18 protein-coding genes and 2 pseudogenes are annotated in these 20,756 nt (G+C 68.3%); 13 read left to right on the top strand and 7 right to left on the bottom strand.

Annotated features, from left to right (window positions below; genetic code table 11):
• Nucleotides 1-107: 107 nt before the first annotated feature.
• From E1202_RS08195 to E1202_RS32940, 3 genes and pseudogenes are all read left to right on the top strand, one after another.
• A complete protein-coding gene (locus E1202_RS08195; protein WP_132681961.1) occupies nucleotides 108-869 on the top strand; it encodes an ABC transporter ATP-binding protein in 762 nt (253 codons plus the stop codon).
• Entirely contained in the window at nucleotides 866-3,310 is a 2,445-nt protein-coding gene (locus E1202_RS08190; RefSeq protein ID WP_132681960.1) for an FtsX-like permease family protein, read from the top strand. Before E1202_RS08195 ends, E1202_RS08190 begins: the two co-directional genes overlap by 4 nt.
• A gap of 116 nt (nucleotides 3,311-3,426) precedes the next feature.
• A pseudogene (locus E1202_RS32940) lies at nucleotides 3,427-3,588 on the top strand (PadR family transcriptional regulator); the annotation flags it as partial.
• A 55-nt stretch (nucleotides 3,589-3,643) separates the two neighbouring features.
• Here the strand turns inward: E1202_RS32940 and E1202_RS08180 are convergent.
• Nucleotides 3,644-5,086: pseudogene (locus E1202_RS08180) on the bottom strand (cytochrome P450); the annotation flags it as partial.
• A 377-nt stretch (nucleotides 5,087-5,463) separates the two neighbouring features.
• Here E1202_RS08180 and E1202_RS08175 point away from each other — a divergent pair.
• From E1202_RS08175 to E1202_RS08150, 6 genes are read left to right on the top strand one after another with little or no spacing between them, the layout of a single operon-like run.
• Nucleotides 5,464-6,783, top strand: coding sequence for an MFS transporter (locus E1202_RS08175; RefSeq protein WP_132681958.1), 1,320 nt, complete (start codon nucleotides 5,464-5,466; stop codon nucleotides 6,781-6,783).
• Nucleotides 6,780-7,565 (top strand): SDR family NAD(P)-dependent oxidoreductase, encoded by a 786-nt coding sequence (locus E1202_RS08170; protein ID WP_132681957.1) that lies wholly within the window; start codon nucleotides 6,780-6,782, stop codon nucleotides 7,563-7,565. The genes E1202_RS08175 and E1202_RS08170 overlap by 4 nt, the downstream gene beginning before the upstream one ends.
• The gene (locus E1202_RS08165) at nucleotides 7,562-7,963 is read left to right on the top strand and encodes a nuclear transport factor 2 family protein (protein WP_132681956.1); all 402 of its coding nucleotides are present in this window, start codon (nucleotides 7,562-7,564) and stop codon (nucleotides 7,961-7,963) included. The genes E1202_RS08170 and E1202_RS08165 overlap by 4 nt, the downstream gene beginning before the upstream one ends.
• Nucleotides 7,964-7,998: 35 nt before the next feature.
• Nucleotides 7,999-8,823, top strand: coding sequence for an SDR family NAD(P)-dependent oxidoreductase (locus E1202_RS08160; RefSeq protein ID WP_132681955.1), 825 nt, complete (start codon nucleotides 7,999-8,001; stop codon nucleotides 8,821-8,823).
• A 9-nt stretch (nucleotides 8,824-8,832) separates the two neighbouring features.
• Complete coding sequence (locus tag E1202_RS08155) at nucleotides 8,833-10,266, top strand: FAD-dependent oxidoreductase (RefSeq protein WP_132681954.1); 1,434 nt, start codon at nucleotides 8,833-8,835, stop codon at nucleotides 10,264-10,266.
• A complete protein-coding gene (locus tag E1202_RS08150; protein ID WP_132681953.1) occupies nucleotides 10,263-10,751 on the top strand; it encodes a nuclear transport factor 2 family protein in 489 nt (162 codons plus the stop codon). The genes E1202_RS08155 and E1202_RS08150 overlap by 4 nt, the downstream gene beginning before the upstream one ends.
• Before the next feature lie 15 nt (nucleotides 10,752-10,766).
• Here E1202_RS08150 and E1202_RS08145 read toward each other — a convergent pair whose 3' ends face one another.
• The 6 genes from E1202_RS08145 to E1202_RS08120 all read right to left on the bottom strand — a co-directional run bounded on the left by E1202_RS08145 (nucleotide 10,767) and on the right by E1202_RS08120 (nucleotide 16,859).
• The gene (locus tag E1202_RS08145; protein WP_165943782.1) at nucleotides 10,767-11,468 is read right to left on the bottom strand and encodes an IclR family transcriptional regulator; all 702 of its coding nucleotides are present in this window, start codon (nucleotides 11,466-11,468) and stop codon (nucleotides 10,767-10,769) included.
• Nucleotides 11,469-11,741: 273 nt separating this feature from the next.
• Entirely contained in the window at nucleotides 11,742-12,926 is a 1,185-nt protein-coding gene (gene fahA, locus E1202_RS08140; protein WP_132681951.1) for a fumarylacetoacetase, read from the bottom strand.
• 5 nt (nucleotides 12,927-12,931) lie between these two features.
• A complete protein-coding gene (locus tag E1202_RS08135; RefSeq protein WP_132681950.1) occupies nucleotides 12,932-13,792 on the bottom strand; it encodes a hypothetical protein in 861 nt (286 codons plus the stop codon).
• Nucleotides 13,789-14,988 carry a homogentisate 1,2-dioxygenase gene (locus E1202_RS08130; RefSeq protein WP_132681949.1) on the bottom strand — a complete coding sequence of 400 codons (1,200 nt, stop codon included), beginning with the start codon at nucleotides 14,986-14,988 and terminating at the stop codon, nucleotides 13,789-13,791. The genes E1202_RS08135 and E1202_RS08130 overlap by 4 nt, the downstream gene beginning before the upstream one ends.
• A gap of 134 nt (nucleotides 14,989-15,122) precedes the next feature.
• A complete protein-coding gene (locus tag E1202_RS08125; protein WP_132681948.1) occupies nucleotides 15,123-15,665 on the bottom strand; it encodes a MarR family winged helix-turn-helix transcriptional regulator in 543 nt (180 codons plus the stop codon).
• 57 nt (nucleotides 15,666-15,722) lie between these two features.
• A complete protein-coding gene (locus E1202_RS08120) occupies nucleotides 15,723-16,859 on the bottom strand; it encodes a LacI family DNA-binding transcriptional regulator (RefSeq protein WP_268952305.1) in 1,137 nt (378 codons plus the stop codon).
• A 104-nt stretch (nucleotides 16,860-16,963) separates the two neighbouring features.
• Between E1202_RS08120 and E1202_RS08115 the strand changes: the two genes are divergently transcribed.
• The 4 genes from E1202_RS08115 to E1202_RS08100 all read left to right on the top strand — a co-directional run bounded on the left by E1202_RS08115 (nucleotide 16,964) and on the right by E1202_RS08100 (nucleotide 20,756).
• Nucleotides 16,964-17,713 carry a glutamine amidotransferase gene (locus E1202_RS08115; protein ID WP_132681946.1) on the top strand — a complete coding sequence of 250 codons (750 nt, stop codon included), beginning with the start codon at nucleotides 16,964-16,966 and terminating at the stop codon, nucleotides 17,711-17,713.
• Between the two features lie 6 nt (nucleotides 17,714-17,719).
• Nucleotides 17,720-18,658: a ribokinase gene (locus E1202_RS08110; protein ID WP_132681945.1), complete on the top strand. Its 939-nt coding sequence runs from the start codon at nucleotides 17,720-17,722 to the stop codon at nucleotides 18,656-18,658.
• Between the two features lie 134 nt (nucleotides 18,659-18,792).
• The gene (locus E1202_RS08105) at nucleotides 18,793-19,722 is read left to right on the top strand and encodes a DMT family transporter (RefSeq protein ID WP_235877856.1); all 930 of its coding nucleotides are present in this window, start codon (nucleotides 18,793-18,795) and stop codon (nucleotides 19,720-19,722) included.
• The gene (locus E1202_RS08100; RefSeq protein ID WP_132681943.1) at nucleotides 19,719-20,756 is read left to right on the top strand and encodes a phosphotriesterase family protein; all 1,038 of its coding nucleotides are present in this window, start codon (nucleotides 19,719-19,721) and stop codon (nucleotides 20,754-20,756) included. Before E1202_RS08105 ends, E1202_RS08100 begins: the two co-directional genes overlap by 4 nt.

The raw sequence follows: 20,756 nt of genomic DNA, 5'->3' as shown, positions 1-20,756 counted from the left end.
ACGACCCTAGACAACCGGGGTCCGCCACCGAGATCAGCCGAAAGTCAGATCGGAACCGGTCGGCGGACGGAGGTGGGCGGCCCCGGTCGCTCGACAGGGTTCGGGGCATGACTCAGCACAGCCGGCCCCGGCCCGGTCCGTCCTACGCCGTCGAAGCGGTCGACCTCGTCAAGACCTACGGCAGCGGCCCGGCGGAGGTGCGCGCGCTCGACGGGCTGTCCGTGCGCTTCCCCACCGGGAGCTTCACCGCGGTGATGGGGCCGTCGGGCGCCGGCAAGTCGACGTTGCTGCAGTGCTCGGCCGGCCTGGACACCCCGACCGCCGGACGTGCGCTGATCGGCGGCGTCGACCTCGCCGCGCTGCGCGACGACGAACTCACCCGGGTCCGGCGGGAGCGGATCGGCTTCGTCTTCCAGCAGTACAACCTGCTTCCCGAGCTCACCGCGGAGGAGAACATCGTGCTGCCGGTGCAGCTCGCCGGACGTCGGCCGCGGCGCGGCGCGCTCGGCGAACTCGCCGAGCGGCTGGGCTTGTCGGGGCGGCTGGGGCACCGGCCCGCGCAGCTGTCCGGCGGGCAGCAGCAGCGGGTGGCGTTGGGCCGCGCGCTGCTCACCGAACCGGAGGTGATCTTCGCCGACGAACCCACCGGGAACCTGGACACGCGGGCCAGCGGGGAGATCCTGGAGCTGCTGCGGGCGTCGGTGCGCGAACTGGGGCGGACCATCGTGATGGTGACCCACGACCCCGTGGCGGCCTCGTACGCCGACGGCGTCGTGCTGGTCGCGGACGGGCGGCTCGTCGACGCGCTCGCCAAACCCGACGCGGTGACCGTCGCGGAATCCCTGCGGCTGCTGGGACAGCGCCGATGAGCGCCGTCGTCCCGCACCTGCGCGCCGTGCGGCGGGCTCCGGTGCGGCTGCTGCTGTGCGGCGTGACGATCGCCGTGGCCGCCTTCTTCAGCACCGGCACGCTGCTCGGCAGGGACATGGCGCTGCGCACGATCATCGATGACCTGACCTCGATCCCGCAGGCGGCGTCCGCGGTCGTGCGATCCCCATCCGGGTTCGGGCCCGCCGAGCTGGACCGGGCCGCGAGCCTCGCGGGCGTGACCGCGGCGACCGGCAGGGTGAGCGGATCGGGCCTGGTCGGGGCGGTGGAGGTCGATCTCACCGCAGACCCCGGAGCGGGGCCGCTGAGCCGGGTCCAGGTGGACGCGGGCACCTATCCGCGGTCGCCCGGGGAGGTGGCGGCGTCCGACCGCGCCGCCGAGCGCCTGGACCTGCGGATCGGCGACGAGGTCGAGTTCGCCGACCCGAACGGCGGCGCGCCGCACCCGCTGACCGTGACCGCGCTGGTGGACTCCCCGTCCGCCGACGGACTCGCGCTCTACGCCCCGGATCGGGACGTGCTCGCCCGAACCGGCGCGGAACTGGCGCGCGTGGACCTCATCGGGGAGCTGCCCGAGATCCAGCGCAGCGCCCGGCCGACGGCGATGACCGTGCAGTCCGCCGCGGACGCCCGGCGCGCCGAACTGTGCGAGGGACGGGACGTGGTGGACCAGGTCTCGGCGGTGCTCGGCGCGTTCGTGGTGCTCGCCTCGCTCGCCTCGATCATGGTCGCGGTCTCGGCGTTCCGGATCGTGTTCGCGCAGCGCATCCGGCACCTCGCGATGCTGCGGGCGGTGGGCGCCACGAGCGGAGGGCTGCGCCGGGCCCTGGTCGCCGAGGGTGCGCTGACCGGCTTGATCGCGGGCGGCGCCGGGACGCTGTCGGCCGTCGGGGTGAGCGGGATCGTGCCGCTGGTCGCGCCGGTCGCGGCGGTGGCGCCGTCACCGCTGGTGCCGGGTTCGGTGCTGGCGGGCACCGTGCTCGCGGTGGTGCTCGCCGTGCTGACCCCGGCGTGGGACGCGGCGCGGGTGTCCCCGATGGAGGCGCTGCGGTCGACGACGCGGCCGAGCGAGCGCCCGGCCACGACCGCGCTCCGGACCGCGCTCGGCGCCGCGCTGCTGGTGGTTGCGATGCTGCTGGTGCTGTGGGCCGCATCCGGCGGGCTGCTCTCGCGCTACCGCCCGGCCGGGAGCACCGAGGCTCTGATGCTGGGCGGCGTGCTGGCCGTGGCCGCCTGCTTCGGCGGGTACTTGGCGTTCGCACCGGCGTTGGTGCGCCCGGTGCTCTCCGGCGCGCACCGGTTGCTGCGCCGGTTCGGCCCGGTGGCGGCGTTGGCGGTGCGCAGCGCAGCCGGGATGCCACGCCGCGCGGCGTCGGTGTCGTCGGTGGTGGCGCTGGCCGCGACGTTGCTGCTCGCGGCCCTCACGGCCGGTGGCACGTTGCGCGACTACGGCGAGGCGAGCGCGGCGGCGCAGTACCCCGCCGACCTCGAAGTGCGCGCACCGGAAGGCGCGGTGCTGCCCGCCGGCCTGCCCGCGGCGCTGGCGGCCGATCCCGCGCTGCGCACGGTCGTCCCGTTCCGCGCGCCCCGGTTGCGGATGGAGCTGCCCAGCAGGCCGATGACCTTGGAGGTGTCGGACCTGCCGATCACCCGGCTGCCCGGAGCGGCCGGTGCGGCGGACAGCGACGGTTCGCTGCGCGACTCGGGTCCCGGCGCGATCGCCGTGTCCGACGCCTTCGCGAGCCAGGAGCGGCTCGCCGCGGGCGATGTCGTGCGGCTCGGCGACCGGGAGGTGCGGGTCGCGGCGGTGGTCGTCGGGGAGGGCCTCGGCGGCTCGCAGGTGCTCGTGCACCCGTCGGACCTGGACGCCCTCGGTGTCGGCCCGGCTCCGACGGCGATCGTGGCCGACGCCGTCGGCGGGAATCTGGCGGCGGCGCAGTCCGCGGTCGGCGCGCACGTCGGCACCGGCGGCGAGTGGGAGATCAGCGTGCTCGACGACCTCCGCGCGGAGCGGTCCGACCTGGTCGGGCGGCTCACCGGGAGCGCGTTGGCGCTGATCGCGCTGACGGTGTTCGTCGCCCTCGTCGGGGTCGGGACCACGGCGAGCCTGTCGGTCCTCGAACGCGGCCGGGAGAGCGGCGTGCTGCGCGCAGTGGGCCTGTCCCGCGGCGGACTGCTGCGGGTCCGGGTCGGTGAGTCCGCGCTGCACGGGCTGCTCGGCGTCCTCTTCGGGGCGCCGCACGGGCTCGCGCTGGGTGCGCTGCTGATCACGGCGCTGGTGCCGGAGGCGCCCCTCGCGCCACCGGTCCTGGTGCTGCTGTCTGCCTGCGTCGGACTCGTCATCGCCGCAGCGGCGGCGGGCTTCCCGCCGGCCTGGCGGGCGGGCGGAACGCCTCCGGCCGCGGCGGCACGCCAGGATTGACGGCGACCGCGGACGCTAGTTCAACATTTGAAATAGTGGGTATGCTGGCATATAACACGATTCACCTATATGAAGAGTCACATATCCAACAGGCCGCGGCATGAAATTCGAGCAACGTGATCCTGGGACTGCTGTCCTGGCGGCCGTTCAGCGGCTATGAGCTGGGCAAGCACCTGGAACGGGAGGGACGGTTCATCCGTTCCAAGGTCCACTTGAGCCAGATCTACCGGCTGCTCTCGCGCATGGTCGATTCCGGCTGGGCCTCCTACGAGGTGCAGGCGAACGACGGGCGCCCCGACTCGAAGATCTACCGGCTCACCGAGACCGGGGAGCCGCCGCTGTCAGAGCCACCTCGACGACGTTGTCGGCCGCGAACTCAACCGAGACCACGGTCATGGCCCGTCCGATGCCCCTCGTCGAGGGTTCGCCGAGACGCACCGGCCTTCGCTTCTGAATGATCGAGCGGTCCCTCCGCTCGGGGTTCGCGGTCGGATCCCAGTGCGCCCAGAGGTGTTCTGGGCCGCGGAAGGACGTGTTGGGAACGTAGGTGAACTCCTGGTCCGGCACGAGGTCCATGTGCGGGAGACGGCTGGTCAACTCCTCCAGGATCACCTGCAGTTCCATCCGCGCCAAGTTCTTTCCCATGCACTGGTGGCTGCCGTACCCGAAGGTCAGGTGGTCTCCGGCGTTGTCCCGGCGGATGTCGACCTCGTCGGCGTCGTCGAAGTGCCGTTCGTCGCGGTTGGCGGACGAGTTCACGATGAGCAGCTTCGCGCCGCGCGGGATCGGGACTCCTCCGACGTCGGTGTCCCGCGTGACGAGCCTGCGCCACGCCGCGACGGAACCGGAGTGGCGCAGGCATTCCTCCACCGCGTTCGGAATCAGGCTCGGGTCGGCGCAGATTTCCTCCCACACACTCCGGTTTTCCAGCAGGAGCTTGATCGCGTTGGCTGCGGCGTTGGCCGTCGTCTCATGGGCAGCCACGATGCCGGCCATCATCATCGAGTGAAGGTAGGAGTCCGTGATGACCTCGGGATGGTCCTGTTGAGCGCGAATGCTGTAGGGCATCCAGCCGGGCCCGGACGGGTCCCTGCGCAACTTCTCCAGCACCGTTCCCGCGTACTGCCAGAACTTGCCGACGTTCTCGGCGACGGTGACCTGCTCGTCCCGTGAGGGCCGCCCCCAGGTGTTGACGGTGTGCGCGATGGAGAACAGGCGCAGGGTGGCCATGTCATCCTCGGGGACGCCGAGAAAGTGGAGGGCGACTGCGAGGGGGACTTCCCAGAGCATGTCGTCGACGAGGTCGACCCGGCCGACGTCGACGAAGCGGTCGACGTGCTCGCGCACGAGTCGCCGGACCATCGGCTCGTGGTGCAGGAGCTGCTCCGGGGTGAACGGATCCATGAGCACCCGCCGGCGTGGCATGTGCTCGGGCTCGTCCTCGTTCACGAGCGTGCGGTCCATGGCGTAGTCGTACTTGGCGAGGGTTTCCGCGGCTTCCTCCGAGACGGGCGTGATCTTCTCCAGCGCAATCGACGGGGAGAAGGTGATGTTGTCGCGGAAAACTGCCTTGACGTCCTCGTACCGGGTCACCACCCAGTAGCCGAGAACCGGGCTGTAGAACACCGGTTCCTCATCGCGGGACCAGCTCAGCGAGGCGGGCGGATCGGACTGGTAGTCCTCGCCGAACGGATCGAACGCCGCGGCACCAGCCGAAACCAGGCATCGTCCGCCTCCCCCGAGAACGTGATCGACGGGGCACGACTCTGCACTCATACAGTCACACCTCTCGGTGACCTGCGTGTTTGCTTTTATCGCACATGCAATCTCGGGGAGCGAACCGCGCCGAAGAGTAGGGAGCTCCCGCCGGGAGGTCAGGATTCCACCGAGAACCTCGCCCGCACGAAGCAGTGGAACCGCTGAGCACGACCCAACGCGCCGAACATCCCGCTGAACACCCCTGGCGGAACAGCTCCAAGCGGAGCAAGGGCCCCGCTTCCGCGAACGACCGACGCTCTGCGCCCCACCTGCCACACCCGCGGAGGCTGCACCGGAGCATTGCCAAGCCACGCCGGACGTCCATATACTCCCACTAAATGAACATGACGCTCACTATTTAAGCATATAGATCCCGCACCACCGAAGGACATTCAATGGCGAATTCCACGACCGAGGGTGCCGCAGCCGACCAGGTGGGCGCGCGGCCGACGCCCTCGAACGCCAAGGTCATCCGCGGCGCGATCCTGGGCACCGTGGTCGAGTACTACGACTTCGGCATCTACGGATACATGGCGACCATGGTCAGCGCCCACTTCTTCGTTAGGGACGACCCGACGGCAGCACTGCTCGGCACGTTCGCCGCCTTCGCCGTGGCGTTCTTCCTCCGCGTGCCCGGCGGGATCTTCTTCGGTCACATCGGCGACAAGTACGGGCGAAAGCGGGCGCTGACCTGGACGATCCTGCTGATGGCAGTCGCCACAGCACTCATGGGACTGCTGCCCACCTACACCACGCTCGGCGTCTGGGCCACCGCGCTGCTGACGCTGTCCCGATGCTTGCAAGGCTTCGCGGCCGGTGGAGAGATCGGTGGCGCCAACTCGTTCGTCTCCGAGCACGCGCCGCCCAAGTGGCGGGCCTTCCAAACGTCGATGGTCAACTCCGGCACCTACATCGGATCGCTGTGCGCCTCGCTGATGGCGCTCACGCTCACGACGACCATGACCGCCGAGCAGGTCGACGCGTGGGGCTGGCGCATTCCGTTCCTGCTGAGCCTGGTCATCGGGGTGGTCGGACTGTGGATCCGGAATTCGCTGGATGAAACCGAGCAGTTCCAGGACGTCCAGGAGCACAGCGAAGTCGTGAAGGTGCCACTGTTCGCGCTGCTGGCGACCGCCTGGCGGCAGGTTCTCACCATCATCCTGCTCGGCGCACTGATCACCGGTGGCTACTACATCGCCTCCGTCTACGCCGCGACCTACTTGCAGACCGCTGGCGAGCGATCACCACAGTTCGCGTTCACGGCCACCTGCATCGCCATGGTCCTGGGCGTGATCACGCTCCCGATCGCGGGCTACATCGGGGACCGAATCGGGCGCAAGCCGGTGTTCATCGGAGGTTCCGCAGCCGCGGCACTGCTCGGGGTTCCGATGTTCATGCTGATGGCCGACGGCCCCGCACCGCTGGCACTCCTAGGCCCCGCCGTGCTGTTCATCTGCGTCTCAGTGGTCAACGGCGTTTCGTTCGCCGCCTACGCCGAGATGCTGCGGGCGCGCTTCCGGTACAGCGGGATCGCGTTGGGCAACAACGTGACCAACATGCTGCTCGGGGGTACCGCGCCGTTCATCGCGACGCTGCTGGTGAGCTCAACCGGCAACAAACTCGCTCCGGCCGGGTACTTCGTCGCGTGCGCCTTGATCAGCCTCATCGCCTCCTTCTTCCTCAAGGAGACCAAGGGAAAGGAACTCGCACTATGACGACCAGGTTTCGCGATCGCAGGATCGTCGTCACCGGCGCCGGCAGCGGGATGGGCCGAGCCGAAGCACTCGGCCTCGCCCGCGACGGTGCCGACGTCCTGGTGACCGACATCGACCTGGACGCCGCTCGCGCCGTCACCGACGAGATCACCGCGGCAGGCGGCACCGGCCATGCCCACCACCTCGACGTCACCAGCCCGGATGCCTGGCACCAGCTCGCGACGCTGCTCGATGAGAAGGCCTTGCACGGGTTGGTCAACAACGCCGGTGTCAGCTTCCGCAAGGGCATCACCGACACCTCCGTGGACGACTGGCGCCGGGTCATGGACATCAATCTCTCCAGCATCTTCTTCGGCATGAAGTTCCTCGCCGATCCGCTGAGCCGAGCCGGTGGCGCGTCGGTGGTCAACGTGTCCTCGATCGCCGGCATGATCGGTTATTTCTCGGCCTCGTACGGGGCGAGCAAGTGGGGCGTGCGCGGTCTGTCCAAAGTGGCCTCGCTGGAGTTCGCGAGTAAGGGGGTCCGGGTCAATTCGGTCCACCCGGGCCTGGTCGACACGCCCCTCCTGCACTCCGGCGACAGCCGCTTCGTCGACGAGAGCCTCCGATCCGTCCCCGCCGGCAGGGTCGCCTCTCCCGACGAGGTCGCGGCAGCCGTGGAGTTCTTGCTCTCCGATGAAGCGTCCTACATCAACGGGACCGAGATCGTGGTCGATGGCGGCCTGGTGTCCAGCGGCACCTACCACCGCATCACCACAGCTCTCGCGGAGCCCACCTCATGACCGGATCGCTGCTCGAAATCCTGAACCTGCTCGGCAAGCAATCGCACGCGATCGACAGCGGGGCAGCCCAGCAGTGGGCCGAGACCTTCACCCCCCACGGGGTTTTCCGCTCCCCCACCTACGCCGAGCCCGTACGCGGCCGGGAGGCGCTCACCGCATTCGCCACGGCCTTCGCCAAGAACAATCCGCGAACCCACCACGTCGTCACCAACGTGTGCATCGACCGCGAGATCAGCCCGGACGAATGCCGCGTCAAGTCCAACCTGCTCATCGTGACGACCACGCAGCAACACGGCTCCGAACGGGTGGCCATCAACCGGATCACCACCGTCGACGACCACTTCATTCGCCACGAAGGAGTCTGGCGGATCGCTGAGCGCATCATCACCCGCGACTGAACCACCTCACTGCCCGCACACCTGGAGAACCCACCATGACAGCAACCACTCCCAACGAACTGGCCAACACGACGCGCGCGGACGCCAGCCCCCTCTCCGCGAGCTACCCCGAGCTCGTCGGCAAGGTAGCCGTCGTGACCGGCGCCGGCCGCGGCATGGGCGCGGTCTTCGCCACCGAACTCGCCCGGCGAGGCATCAACGTTGTGGCCGGGGATCTCGACGGGGCACCCGAGGTCGCTGACCAAATCAACGAGGAGATCGCTGAAGGAGGCCGGGTGGTCGGTCTCCGCACCGACGTCACCGAACCCGGCGACCACGACCGTCTCCTGGGTGCCGCGGTCGACGAGTTCGGCGGCGTTGATTTCTGGATCAACAATGCCGGGATCTTCCCGCAGGCCGAGTTCACCGAGATCCCGCCGGCCCAGCTCACCTCCACCTACCAGGTCAACGTCAACGGCGTGGTCTACGGCGCGCAGACCGCGGCCCGACACATGCGTGCCCACGGCGGCGGGACGATCGTCAACATGGCATCGGTAGCCGCCGTGCGAGTACGGGCCACGCGCGCTGCCTACAACTCGTCCAAAGCGGCCGTGCGGCACCTGACCAGCTGCATGGCAGTGGAGCTCGGATCCCACAACATCCGAGTCAATGCGATCGCCCCCGGCTTCGTCGACACCGAGATGACGCGATGGGTACGGGAGGACCCGGCGGCGTTGGACCGGGCCCTCAGCACTGTTCCGCTGCACCGGGTCGGTTCACCCATCGAAGTATTCGGCGCCCTGTACTTCCTGCTCTCCGACAGCGCGCGGTACATCACCGGCGCCGTGATCCCGGTCGACGGCGGCTCCCAACACATCTGAGGCAGATCCATGAACTACGACTACGACCTCATCGTCGTCGGCGCCGGGGGCGCCGGCTTGGCGGCAGCGGTATCGGCGGCGCAACAGGGCTTGCGCGTGCTGACGCTGGAATCCGAGGACGAGATCGGCGGCTCGACCCAACTTTCCGCCGGAATGCTGACCGCCGCCGGAACCGAGGTGCAAAGCTCCCTGGGCGTCGAGGACTCAGCGGAACGCATGTTCCAGCACTACATGGATCTCAACCAGTGGCGCGTGCTCCCCGGCCCGACGCGGATGTTCTGCGAGCAATCCAGCACGCTCATCGACTGGCTGCTCGACCTCGGTGTGGAAATTCCGTCTCAGCTCTCCCGCAACGCTCACATGCCCGGGCTGACCCGAGCCGGTGTCGAAGACGTCTGGCGCGGCCACGTGCCGAAGGACCAAGGCTACGGACTCGTCCAAGCCTTGGATCGGGCGCGGCGGCGGCTCAAGGTCGACCTCGCACTCGGCAGTCGCGCCACGGACCTGATCCGCGAAGGACCCGCAGTTCGCGGAGTCGTCATCGACGATGCTGAGGTCACAGCACCTTCCACCGTCATCGCCTCCGGAGGGCTGGCGCAGAACCCAGACCTGGTGCGCACCTACTTCCCCGACGCCCACCTCGCCGAGGACGCGCTGTTCGTGGTCGCCGCACCCGGCAGCCGAGGTGATCACATCGCGCTGGCACAACGGCACGATCTCTCGATCTTCGGCCGCGGCTGGGGCCTGCTGCTGGTCACCGCCGAGTTCCAGCGGTTCCACCACTGGCAGAGCGGTTTCCCGCCCGTGTCCCGGATCCACGTCAATTCCACGGGTCATCGGTGCATGGACGAAGACGCCCCCTATGCAGTCAGCCCTGGAATCCTCAAGGACCACGGCGGGCACGTCTGGGCTATCTTCGACGAAACCGCCCGAACCAGCCTCCCCCCGGGATACGCCGACTGGGCCGCTGACCGCGTCCTGGAAGAAGTCGGGAAGGGCGTGGTGAATCGTGCCGAGACAATCCCCGAGCTCGCTGCGCGCATCACCGTGCCGACTGCGAACTTGGTCCGCAGCGTGGAGCGGTTCAACACGATGTTGGGGCACGGCCACGACGAGGACTTCCTCCGGCACGAGTCGTTGGCCGCCAAGCAGATCGACCCACACCTGACACCAGTCGAAACCGGCCCGTTCTACGCGGTGCGAATGCTGCCGGCCGAACTGGTCTGCACTCACACGGGTCTGCGCATCAACAGCCGCGCACAGGTGTTGGACACCAACGGACGCGTGGTGCCCGGTCTGTACGCAGCCGGCGAGGCAGCCGGGGGAATCCTGGGCGAGCGCTACGTCGGCGGAGGCAATTCCGTGGCCCACGCCCTGGTCCTCGGCCGACTCGCCGGCCAACAAGCAGCCCAGCGCCTCGACGAGAAGGAGCCCGTCACGTGACCAGTTCGCCCGACCGGATCGCCATCGAGCAGGTGCTCTTGCGCTACGCACGAGCGGTGGACCGGCTCGACTACGACGGAATCCAGGACTGCTACTTCCCCGACGCCATCGACAACCACGGCGGCTACCACGGGCCGGTCAGCGGACTCATCGACAACATCCGCAGGCGCCACGCCACCATCGACTCGTCGCAGCACTTCATCAGCAACATCCTGGTCGAGTTCACCGATGACAACACTGCAGAGGTCGAGTCCTATTGCCTCTGCTACCTCAGGCAGGCGCCGGATCCGGACACGTCCGAGCACGAGCTGGCAACCATCCGGTGCCGTTACGTCGACAAGTTCGAGCGCCGCGACGCTCGCTGGCGCATCGCCGACCGCGTCGTGGTGTTCGACGAGTTCCGGACAGAACTGATCACCGACAGGCTGAACCCGGCCTGGGTCCGCTCGCGGAGAGACGCCGCAGACCCCGTCTACGGGCGGTGACGGCCCGCTGCGGCACTACCGGGAGGCGAAGAGCTGGCCGCTGAGCTCCTGGGCCGCCTTGACCACCTGCGGTGCCGCCCGCTCGACAGCACCAGGGTCGACGAGGGACACACCGAGACTCACCTCGGGCACGGTCGGTGGCGTCTCGACGCGCACCGACACACCGATGATGCCGGGTATCACCTGCCCGGTGGACACGGCGTAGCCGCGCTCTCTGGCCTCGACCACCTCGGGAGCGTCATCATCACGAGCCGGACGGCCGGCCAGAATCGCAAGACCGCCCGAGCCACTGTCTATCGGGTGGCGCTGCCCGGACCGAAATGCGATGTGGGCGGCGGCCATGCGCGGTTCCACGACGAGCACCGCCTGCACCTCGGTGTCGCTGATGGGCACCATCAGGTTGGCCGTCGCGTCGACGGCGTTCGCCAGTCCCGCCATGATCGGGTACGCGAGGCCGCGCAGATCGCTGTCCACCGCCGAGGCCAGTTCCACGAGCCCGTACGCCAGGTGGAACCGCTTGTCCTCGGTGCGCCGGACGAGGTTGTGCGCGGTGAGCGCCTCCAGCAGCCGATGCAGCGTGTTGCGGTTGACGTCCAAGGACTGCGCCATCTCCGTCAGCGTCTCGCCGTGGGGGCTCCTTGCGAGGTGCCAGAGAATCCGAATGCCCCGGTCGAGGGTCTGAGCGCCCGCAACCGAAGCCGCCCGGCTGTCTTCCACCCTCAATCGCCGCCTTGTCCTACTGTTCCCAGGTACCGGGCAATCCTATACGCCACGCGGACTCACCCACCGCGTGCCGCGAGGCAGTCAGATCAGACGTCGCTCAGGGCGGGGCTCTTCAGACGCGCTGCGGGCATCTCCGCGGGAGCGAGGGCACCCCCGCCCCGATGGATGGGGCGCCCTCCCTCTTGGCAGGCACGCCCAGTCAGGCCGAGCCGGCCGGCGGTGCCTCGCCCACTGCCGCGACTTGCTGCGCGCTTGCGGCAGTGCCGCTCACAGCGGCTCCTGTTGGGCCGGGAGGATACGTGTGCGCACTTCGCCGAAACCGATCCTTCCACCCGACGAGCCGGGTGCCGTCGCCGAGATGGAGATCTCGTCGCCATCGGCAACGAAGGTCCGCTCCTCACCGGCCACCATCACTGGTTCCCGGCCGCCCCACGTGAGCTCGATGAACGCACCCCGCTGCTCCTTCTCGGGCCCGGAGATCGTGCCCGAGGCGTAGAAGTCACCGGTGCGGACGGAGGCACCGTTCACCGTCTGGTGGGCCAGCATCTGAGCAGGAGACCAGTACATCTCTCGATACGGCGGCTGCGAGACGACATCGCCGTTCCACTCGACGGTCAGGTCGATGTCCAGCCCCCACGGCTTCGCCTCCTGCAGATACGGCAGCGGTTGCGGATCCTGTCGCGGGGTCTGCACCCGAGCCTGCTGTAACGCGTCCAGCGGCACCACCCACGGCGAGATCGAGGTGGCGAAGCTCTTGCCGAGGAACGGACCGAGCGGGACGTACTCCCACGCCTGGATGTCGCGGGCGGACCAATCGTTGACCAGCACCGCACCGAACACGTGCTCGTCGAAATCGGCAGTGGGCACTCGCTGACCGAAGCCGGAGCCAGCTCCGACGACGAAACCGAGTTCGGCTTCGATGTCGAGCCTGCGACTCGGCCCGAACGTCGGTGCCGTCTCGTCGGGCGCTTTGCGCTGACCGCAAGGACGCACGACGTCAGTACCGGAAACCACGACCGTCCCCGCTCGCCCGTGGTAACCGACGGGAAGGTGCTTCCAGTTCGGCATCAGTGGCTCGGCGTCAGGCCGGAACAGCCGTCCCAGGTTGGACGCGTGGTGCTCGGATGCGTAGAAGTCGACGTAGTCGGCGACGTCGAAGGGCAGGTGCAACCGCACCTCCGAGATCGCGTGAACGGCGTCGTCCGGGAGATCACCTTCCAGACGGACACCCAATTCCTCCCGGACTTGCGCCCATCGCGCCCGACCCTGCGCCATGAATGGGTTCAGCGACGGTCGCGCGAAGACGTCATCGTTGAGCACGAGGGCGAGGTCGACGACCGAATCGCCCAAGCGGACACCGACCCTTGGCTCGGAGCCAGGTGTGGAGAACACGCCGTAGGGCAAGTTGTCCCGCCCGAACAGCGAATCATCTGAAACATCTACTCTGGTCATGCAAGTCACTCCGTCGATACGTTCGCCAACGAGCCGGGCAGCAGCCCCAGCTCGATCATCTCGGTCAGTGGCTCTGCGATGCTGCACGTGCCGAACGACAGGAACCGCTCGCGCGCGGCCGTCGCTCGGTCCGAACCGAGTCCGGACACCGCCCCTGCGACCCGGTGTCCGTCTCGTTCCGCCAGCAATGCCACCAGCTCGGACTCAGCGGCCCCGCGCACAGCCGCATCGGTCGCCAGCAATAGGTTCAGGAAGCCGTGCTGCTCGAACCCCGTGCGCGGATCCGTGTTGCGGATGGCGTGGTGCAGGCCAGCCGTCGCCTTGAACGGAACCCCTCCGGACACCGCTGCTCGCACCGCCGAGGCGAGTTCGGCCTCTCCCGGGTGCAGCTCGGCCTTGACCCCTCCCGTGCGGAACTTGGCCTTGTACCGAGTCCGCGACAACGCCGCGAGAACTCCCGCACGCCGGTCGTCACGCGGCACTTCCACGAAGACCTCGACGTCCGAGGGGACTCCTCCGCGATCCAGTGCTGCGACCAAGTCAGCCGCGGTCATGGTCTCGGGAACTGCGACCTCGATGGCTCGCAATCTCACCGGCGAGGACTTCAGTTCGCGGAGCGCGCCGAGTTGCTCCGGGCCAGCGGGGAGGGTGACCGCGAGCGGCAACTGCTCGTGCTGTCCCGCGAGCAGGTTGCGCAGCTCGCCCAGAACGCCGACAGCCACGACGAGAGGACCGACCAGGTCTGCGTGGGGAGCCTTCTCGTGACGCAGGTGAGCCGGAACGGCCTCCTGCAGCGGGAGAAGCCCGGGTGGGAACATCGCGGCGTCGTCGCACAGCCCCCGGGCGAACGCTGGGAGCGAGCTCACGAGACCGGCCCCCGTCCCGCCCAAGTCCAGGCGTAATTCGGGTCCTCGCAGGCCAGCGCGCCTTCGCCGAGTTCCAGCGGGCGGAAGGTGTCGACCATGACGGCGAGCTCGTCGAAGGACTCCACACCGATGCTGCGCTCATAAGCACCCGGCTGCGGCCCGTGCGAATGCCCCCCGGGGTGGACGGAGACCGAGCCGGGGCCGATCCCGGATCCCTTGCGCGCCTCGTAGTTTCCGCCGCAGTAGAACATGATCTCGTCGGAGTCCACGTTGGAGTGGTAGTACGGCACTGGGATCGACAGCGGGTGGTAGTCGACCTTGCGCGGCACGAAGTTGCACACCACGAAGTTGGCGCCCTCGAACACCTGGTGCGCGGGCGGCGGCTGGTGCACCCTCCCGGTGATCGGTTCGAAGTCGTGGATGCTGAAGGTGTGCGGGTACAGGCACCCATCCCAGCCGACCACGTCGAACGGATGCTGCGGGTAGACCATGCGGGTTCCGACGATCCGACCGCCCGCACGGTGCTTGACCAGCACCTCGACGTCGGTGCCCTCGCACAGCAGCGGCTCCGCCGGCCCGTGCAGGTCCCGCTCGCAGTACGGCGCATGTTCCAGCAACTGCCCGTACCGGGAGAGGTAGCGCTTCGGCGGGGCGACGTGGCTGTTCGCTTCGATGGCGTAAGCCCTGAGCGGCTCCTGCCCTCGGGGGACCCACCGATGCGTGGTCGACGTCGGAAGCAGCACGTAGTCGCCCGGCTGGACGCTCAGCGCGCCGAACACGGTCTCGACGGTGGCCCTGCCGGACTCGACGTAGACCACCTCGTCGCCGACGGCGTTGCGGTAGAGCGGCGAAGGCGCACCGGCCACCACGTAGGAGAGGCGGACGTCGCTGTTCCCGAGGATCAGCCTGCGCCCGGTCACCACGTCGGCGTTCCGCCAATGATCGCCGGGGAACAGCTCGTGCAGCTTCAGGTGCCGCGGTCGCAGCGGGTGGTTGGGCGTCGTGGCCTGGTCCGGCAGCTCCCACACCGATGAGCCCACGATCGCAGACGGGATGGTGCGGTGGTAGAGCAGCGATGAATCGGAGGAGAATCCCTCCTCCCCCATCAACTCCTCGAAGTACAGCTTCCCCGACCCGTCGCGGTGCTGGGTGTGCCTCTTCGGCGGGACCTCACCGACCTGGCGGTAGTACGCCATGCTCGCCTCCTGGTTCGAAGCCGTCACGGGCCGGCGCCGCTCCGCTGCCGACCGAGGGCGCAGCACCGACCTCGCTGAGGATAGTAAACACATTTACTACATTCAGGTAAGAGTCCCGCGCTGATCGACGAGGTTCAGTTGCGGCCGCGGACGTCGAACTGGTCGCGATTGGTGATCAGCTTTGTCAGCAGCATGACCAAGATCCGCTGCTCGGCCTCGGTGAGGACCGAGGTCCACTCGTGCTCGCGCTCGTTCTGCGCGGCGAAGATCTCCACCATCTCGCGGTGCCCGCGCTCGGTGAGCGACAACCGCACCGAACGCCCGTCTTGATCAGCGGGAGCGCGATCCAGCAGACCGTCAGCGATCAGGGGCTTCGCCAGGTTCGACACCGCAGCCCGGCTCATGCCGGTCAGCGCCGCGGCGTTCTTCGGCTCCAGCGGTCCCGCCAGCCACGCGACGAAGAGCAAGCGGAATGCCGACCACGACAGCCCGCGGGGACGATGCACGCTCGCCTCGAGGTCGTAGGTCACGATGTTGGAGGCGCGGTTGAGGGTGAGCAGCACCTCGGTCGCGAGCTGGTGGGAGAAGCCGTATTCCGCCGCGAGCCTGCCGTTCGCCAGCTCCACGAACGACCAGAAGTCCAGCTCTCTCTCCTGCGCACCCTCACCCTCGGCCATGTTCGCCAACCTAACGCACGCCACCAACGCCCTCAGCTGCAGGATCTGATACAGATCTTAACTATCCGGGTATCCCTCTGCCGCGTTGAAGAGCGGTAGCCGCGCGGAGGTGCGATGAGGAAGGCCGGCACCTCGGCCACCCTCGCCGGACCGCTCGGCTCTCGCCGCTCCGGCGTGTTCTACCGGAGATGCCGAGCCGCGGGTGACCAATTGCAGGGGCAGCACGCGGTGCTTGGGGGATGTGCTGTTCGGCTCGGCGATGCGGTCGCTGATGATGTCGAGAGCGGCCTGAGCGAGCTCGGTGATCGGCTGCTGCAGCGTGGTGAGCTTGGGACGGAGCCATTGGCCGACGCGGATGCCGTCGCACCCGACGACCGAGAGGTCCTCGGGGATGCGGATGCCGTGGAGTTCGGCAGCGCCCAACACGCCGATCGCGGCGATGTCGCTGCCGACGAAGACCGCGGTCGGGGCGGTGGCGGCTTTGGCGAGATGAGGGAAGGTGCTGGCACCGAACTGCTCGGTGTAGGGGCCATGCAGGACCAAGGTGGGATCGAACTCCAGCCCGGCAGCCTGCAACGCTTCGCGGTACCCGCGCAGCCGTTCCTGCGTGGTGGACAGTTCCGGCGGACCCGCGATGTGGGCGATGTTGCGGTGCCCGAGTTGGACGAGGTAGGTCGTGGCCTGGTAGGCACCGCCGAAGTTGTCGACGGTGACGGTGTCGATATCGGGTTCGATGTCGATCTCCTCGTCGACTGCCACCACGGGCAAACCCTCGGCGACGGCTTGGGTCAGCCGGGGGTTCCTGCGGTGCATGCCGACGTAAATCAGGCCGTCGACGGCTTCGGCACCGGCGGCCAGGGCGCTGATGCTGGACTCGCGCTCCGCACGCCTGCCCGTGACGCCGACGACCAACGAGGTGCCGGCCGCAGCCGCGAGATTGGCCGTCTCGTCAGCCAGCGCGGCGAAGAACGGGTTGATGAGGTCCGGCACGACCAACGCCACGACGCTCCCCTGCTCGGACTTGGCCGCCTCAGGGCGGTGGGCCTCGTAACCGAGCTCGCGGACGGCCTCGTCGATCCTGGCCGCAGTCTCCTCCTGGACTTTGAGCTGGCCGCGAAGGTATCGAGACGCCGTGGAGGCGGACACACCCGCACGTTGCGCAACTTTTGTCAAAGTCAACGGAAACCCTTTCACCCTCGTTGCATCCGTGGTCGTTCATATTAGCCCGTTGACTTGCGCCCCCACACGACCTACGTTTACGCAACACCAACACAACATTGCGCAACACTGGAGTTCCCATGAGTCGTGTGCTCATCGCTGGTGAGTCTTGGATCAACGCTTCGACCGACTACAAAGGGTACGACGCGTTTCCCCACACTCAGCTCGAAGTCGGTGCCACTCCCCTACTCGAGGCCCTCAGCCTCGCCGGGCACGAACCGGTTCACCTGCCCTCGCACGCCGTGGCCACGGACTTCCCTGCCACGTTGGAAGAGCTCGCCGACTACGACGTGGTGATCCTCTCCGACATCGGGGCGAACTCCCTGCTCCTGCCACCCCAGGTGTTCACCCACGCCCGACCGTTCCCCAATCGGCTCAAGCTCTTGAGCGAATGGGTTCGTCGCGGAGGCGGGCTCGCGATGGCTGGCGGCTACCTCAGCTTCCAAGGCTTCGAGGGCAAGGCGAACTACCACGCCACGCCGATCGAGGACGTGCTCCCCGTCGACATCCACCCCTACGACGACCGCACCGAGGCACCTGAGGGCGTGTACGGCGAGCTCACCGGGGTTGAACATCCCGTGACCGACGGGCTCGAGACCCACTGGCCGATGTTGCTCGGATACCAGCGACTCATCGCGAAACCCGATTCCGAACTCCTCGCGACGATCGAATCCCACCCGCTGCTGGTCACTCGGCTCGTGGGCGCCGGTCGCACGCTCGCCTTCGCATCCGACATCTCGCCGCACTGGGCACCGGAGGAGTTCACCTCCTGGCCGGGATACGGGCGGTTGTTCGACCAGGCCGTGGCTTGGTTGGCCGGTAAGGCGTGATGAGCGATGGACCACCGCGGTATCGCCGTCGTCGGGAGCCTGAACCACGACGTGCGCCTCTCCGTACACCGGCTTCCGCACAGCGGGGAGACCATCACCTCTGACGCCCTGCACCGAAGCCCCGGCGGCAAAGGTGCCAACCAAGCCGCAGCCTCGGCGAGGCTGGGGCGTGCCGTAGCCATGATCGGCGCGGTCGGTGACGATGACGCCGGACGCGACATCACCCACCGACTCGCGCGCGAAGGCGTGGGAACCACAGGTATCGACGTTGTGGATGACTCCACCGGCATGGCGGTCGTCCTCTGGGAACGACCTGAATCAACGATCATCATCGCGCCGGGCGCCAACGCCTGGGTCACCGGTGATCGCGTTCAGGCGCACGCGGAGGAGATTCGCCAGGCCGGGGCCGTGCTGTGCCAGCTCGAAACCCCGCTCAGCGCACTCGGGGCGGTCGCGGACCTCGCCGCGGGTATCACGCTCCTCAACCCGGCCCCGAGCGCGGGCGTCCCACTCGATCTCCTCCGCCGCTTCGACGTCGTGGTACCGAACCGGTTCGAGCTGGCAGCGCTCGCCGGAGCTCGTGAAGCACCGCGCTCCGTCGCGGAGGTGCGAGCCATGGCCGAGAGCCTGGGCCACCCGGCCGTCGTGGTCACCCTCGGTGCGGACGGCTGCCTGGTTGTCCAAAGGAATCAGTCCGCGGCGCACAAGAGCAGCGCCGCGGTCCACGTCCGTTCCGTGGACGTCCGCGCCGTCGACACCACCGGGGCCGGCGACAGCTTCTGCGCCGGCCTGGCCGACGCACTCCTGGACGGCGTCGACCTAGCCGACGCGGCGCGCTGGGCCACCCAAGTCGCCGCCGCGACGACGACCCGGGACGGCGCTCTCGACTCACTTCCCGCTCGCGCCGAACTTCCCTCCCCCACTCACATCCGCTCACGCACCTGACCCCCAGCAGAATGCGAGGCCATGCAATGACGCACACCAAGCAGTCTGGTAACCCCTCTCCCGAGGAAGTGACGAATCCCGGGAGCCCAACACCGCTCGCTCGCGCGGGCAGGACCACCGCAACGCTGGTGTTGGTGCTGCTCACCGTCCTCGCCGGGGCTCTCGGACCTCTTCAAGCCGCCGCGAACGGCCAGCTCGGCGATACCCTCGGCGACGGGCATGCCGCCGCGACGATCTCGTTCGGCAGCGGGCTGATCCTGATGATCTTGATCGTCGCGGTGCGGTCCCGAACTCGACGGCAGGCGATGTCACTCCCCCGCCTCGTGCGCTCCGGGCAGATCCGGTGGTGGAACTGCCTGGCCGGCCTGTGCGGTGTGATGGTCGTCCTCTCCGAAGGTGTCACGGTGGGCACTCTCGGAGTCGCGGTGTTCCAGATCTCCCTCATCTCCGGATTGGTCACCTCCGGCGTGATCTGCGACCGCCTCGGCATCACCGAGCAAGGCAAACAACCCATCTCGGTCCCGCGGCTGACCGGCGCCGTCCTGACCATCGTCGCGACCATCATCGCCATCTCGCCCAACCTCCACGTGCCCGGCACCGTGGCCCTCGCGCTCATGCCGTTCGTCGCCGGCCTCCTCGCCGGATGGCAACCCGCCGGTAACGCAGCCGTCGCCGACGGCACCGGCTCGATGCTGGTCTCGATCGGTTTCAACTTCCTCGTCGGGTTCGTGGCACTGGCGAGCGCCCTCGGAATTCGCGCTCTGCTCAACGGTGTGCACTTCGACTTCCCCGCGCAGTGGTGGCTCTACAGCGGTGGTGCGCTGGGCCTGATGTCGATCGCCGCGATGGCCGCTCTGGTGCGCGGGCTCGGCCTGCTCCTGCTCGGCATCGCCTCGGTCGCCGGCCAGCTCCTCGGCTCTCTCGCGCTCGATGCCGCGTTCCCGGCGCTGGGGCATCCCGTGCACCTCGCGACCTTGCTCGGCACCCTTCTCGCTCTCGTCGCCGCCGCCATCGGCACCCTCCCCACCCGTCGCACCCAACTCCCCGAGGGTGAAAAGCCTTGACACCCACCGCGCACACCGTTCGCGGGCCGGTCACCGCAGAGGACCTCGGCCTCACACTGCCGCACGAGCACCTGTTCAACGATCTCTCCGGGGTGTTGGACAAACCCAGCTACGAGTTCTCAGCGGAGCTGGCCGACCGGGAAGTCTCCGCCTCGGTGGCCTGGTCCCTGCGCCACGACCCGTACTGCTGCGCCGACAACATCGCCGACAAGCCCGTCTCCGCCGTCCTGCGCGAAATCACGGCGTTCCAAGCCGTCGGCGGGAGAACGATCGTGGACGCCACCTCCAGTCCCTCCATCGGCCGCCACCCCCAGCGCCTGCACGAGGCAGCCCAGCGCACCGGGCTCAACATCGTCATGGGGTGCGGCACCTACCTGGAGAAGTTCGAGCGCGAGACGATCACCGCACGGGCCCTCGACGACCAGGCCCGCGCGATCAGCGACGAACTCAGCCACGGCGTTGCCGGAACCGGGATCAGACCCGGAATCATCGGCGAGATCGGGGTCTCCCCCCAGTTCACCGATGCCGAACGAGCAGCCCTGCGCGCAGCCGCACTGGCCCAGCTCGACCACCACTCCGTCGCCCTCATGATCCACCTGCCGGGGTGGCAACGACGTGCCCACGAAGTGCTGGACATCGTCGTCGACGAAATCGGCGTTCGTCCCTGCAAGGTCGTGCTTAGCCACATGGATCCGTCCGGGGCGGACACCGCCTACCAGCTCTCCGTGGCCGAGCGCGGCGTCTGGCTGGAGTTCGACATGATCGGGATGGACATCACCTTTCCCCAGGAAGGCGCAGCCCCAGCCCCGCTCGAAACCGCGACCGCGGTCGCCGGTCTGGTGTCGCGCGGCTTCACCGAGCAACTGCTCCTGAGTCACGACCTGTTCCTCAAGCAGATGTGGACCCAGCACGGCGGAAACGGCTTGGCCTACGTCCCCACCGTCTTCGCCGAAATGCTCGCCGCGCGTGAGGTTTCCCGGGAGGCCATCACGACCATGCTGATCGACAACCCCACGGCCATGCTGACCGACTAA

Origin of the sequence: Saccharopolyspora karakumensis (assembly GCF_004349225.1) — a bacterium.
Classification (GTDB): domain Bacteria; phylum Actinomycetota; class Actinomycetes; order Mycobacteriales; family Pseudonocardiaceae; genus Saccharopolyspora; species Saccharopolyspora endophytica.
This window is presented reverse-complemented; position numbering and strand designations above follow the sequence as displayed.

Bases quoted from the DNA above. Each gene is read 5' to 3' on its own strand.
- E1202_RS08175 (WP_132681958.1), top strand. From the start codon at position 5,464: ATGGCGAATTCCACGACCGAGGGTGCCGCAGCCGACCAGGTGGGCGCG.
- E1202_RS08110 (WP_132681945.1), top strand. From the start codon at position 17,720: ATGGACCACCGCGGTATCGCCGTCGTCGGGAGCCTGAACCACGACGTG.
- E1202_RS08165 (WP_132681956.1), top strand. From the start codon at position 7,562: ATGACCGGATCGCTGCTCGAAATCCTGAACCTGCTCGGCAAGCAATCG.
- E1202_RS08125 (WP_132681948.1), bottom strand. From the start codon at position 15,665: ATGGCCGAGGGTGAGGGTGCGCAGGAGAGAGAGCTGGACTTCTGGTCG.
- fahA (WP_132681951.1), bottom strand. From the start codon at position 12,926: ATGACCAGAGTAGATGTTTCAGATGATTCGCTGTTCGGGCGGGACAAC.
- E1202_RS08115 (WP_132681946.1), top strand. From the start codon at position 16,964: ATGAGTCGTGTGCTCATCGCTGGTGAGTCTTGGATCAACGCTTCGACC.
- E1202_RS08170 (WP_132681957.1), top strand. From the start codon at position 6,780: ATGACGACCAGGTTTCGCGATCGCAGGATCGTCGTCACCGGCGCCGGC.
- E1202_RS08130 (WP_132681949.1), bottom strand. From the start codon at position 14,988: ATGGCGTACTACCGCCAGGTCGGTGAGGTCCCGCCGAAGAGGCACACC.
- E1202_RS08190 (WP_132681960.1), top strand. From the start codon at position 866: ATGAGCGCCGTCGTCCCGCACCTGCGCGCCGTGCGGCGGGCTCCGGTG.
- E1202_RS08155 (WP_132681954.1), top strand. From the start codon at position 8,833: ATGAACTACGACTACGACCTCATCGTCGTCGGCGCCGGGGGCGCCGGC.
- E1202_RS08160 (WP_132681955.1), top strand. From the start codon at position 7,999: ATGACAGCAACCACTCCCAACGAACTGGCCAACACGACGCGCGCGGAC.
- E1202_RS08195 (WP_132681961.1), top strand. From the start codon at position 108: ATGACTCAGCACAGCCGGCCCCGGCCCGGTCCGTCCTACGCCGTCGAA.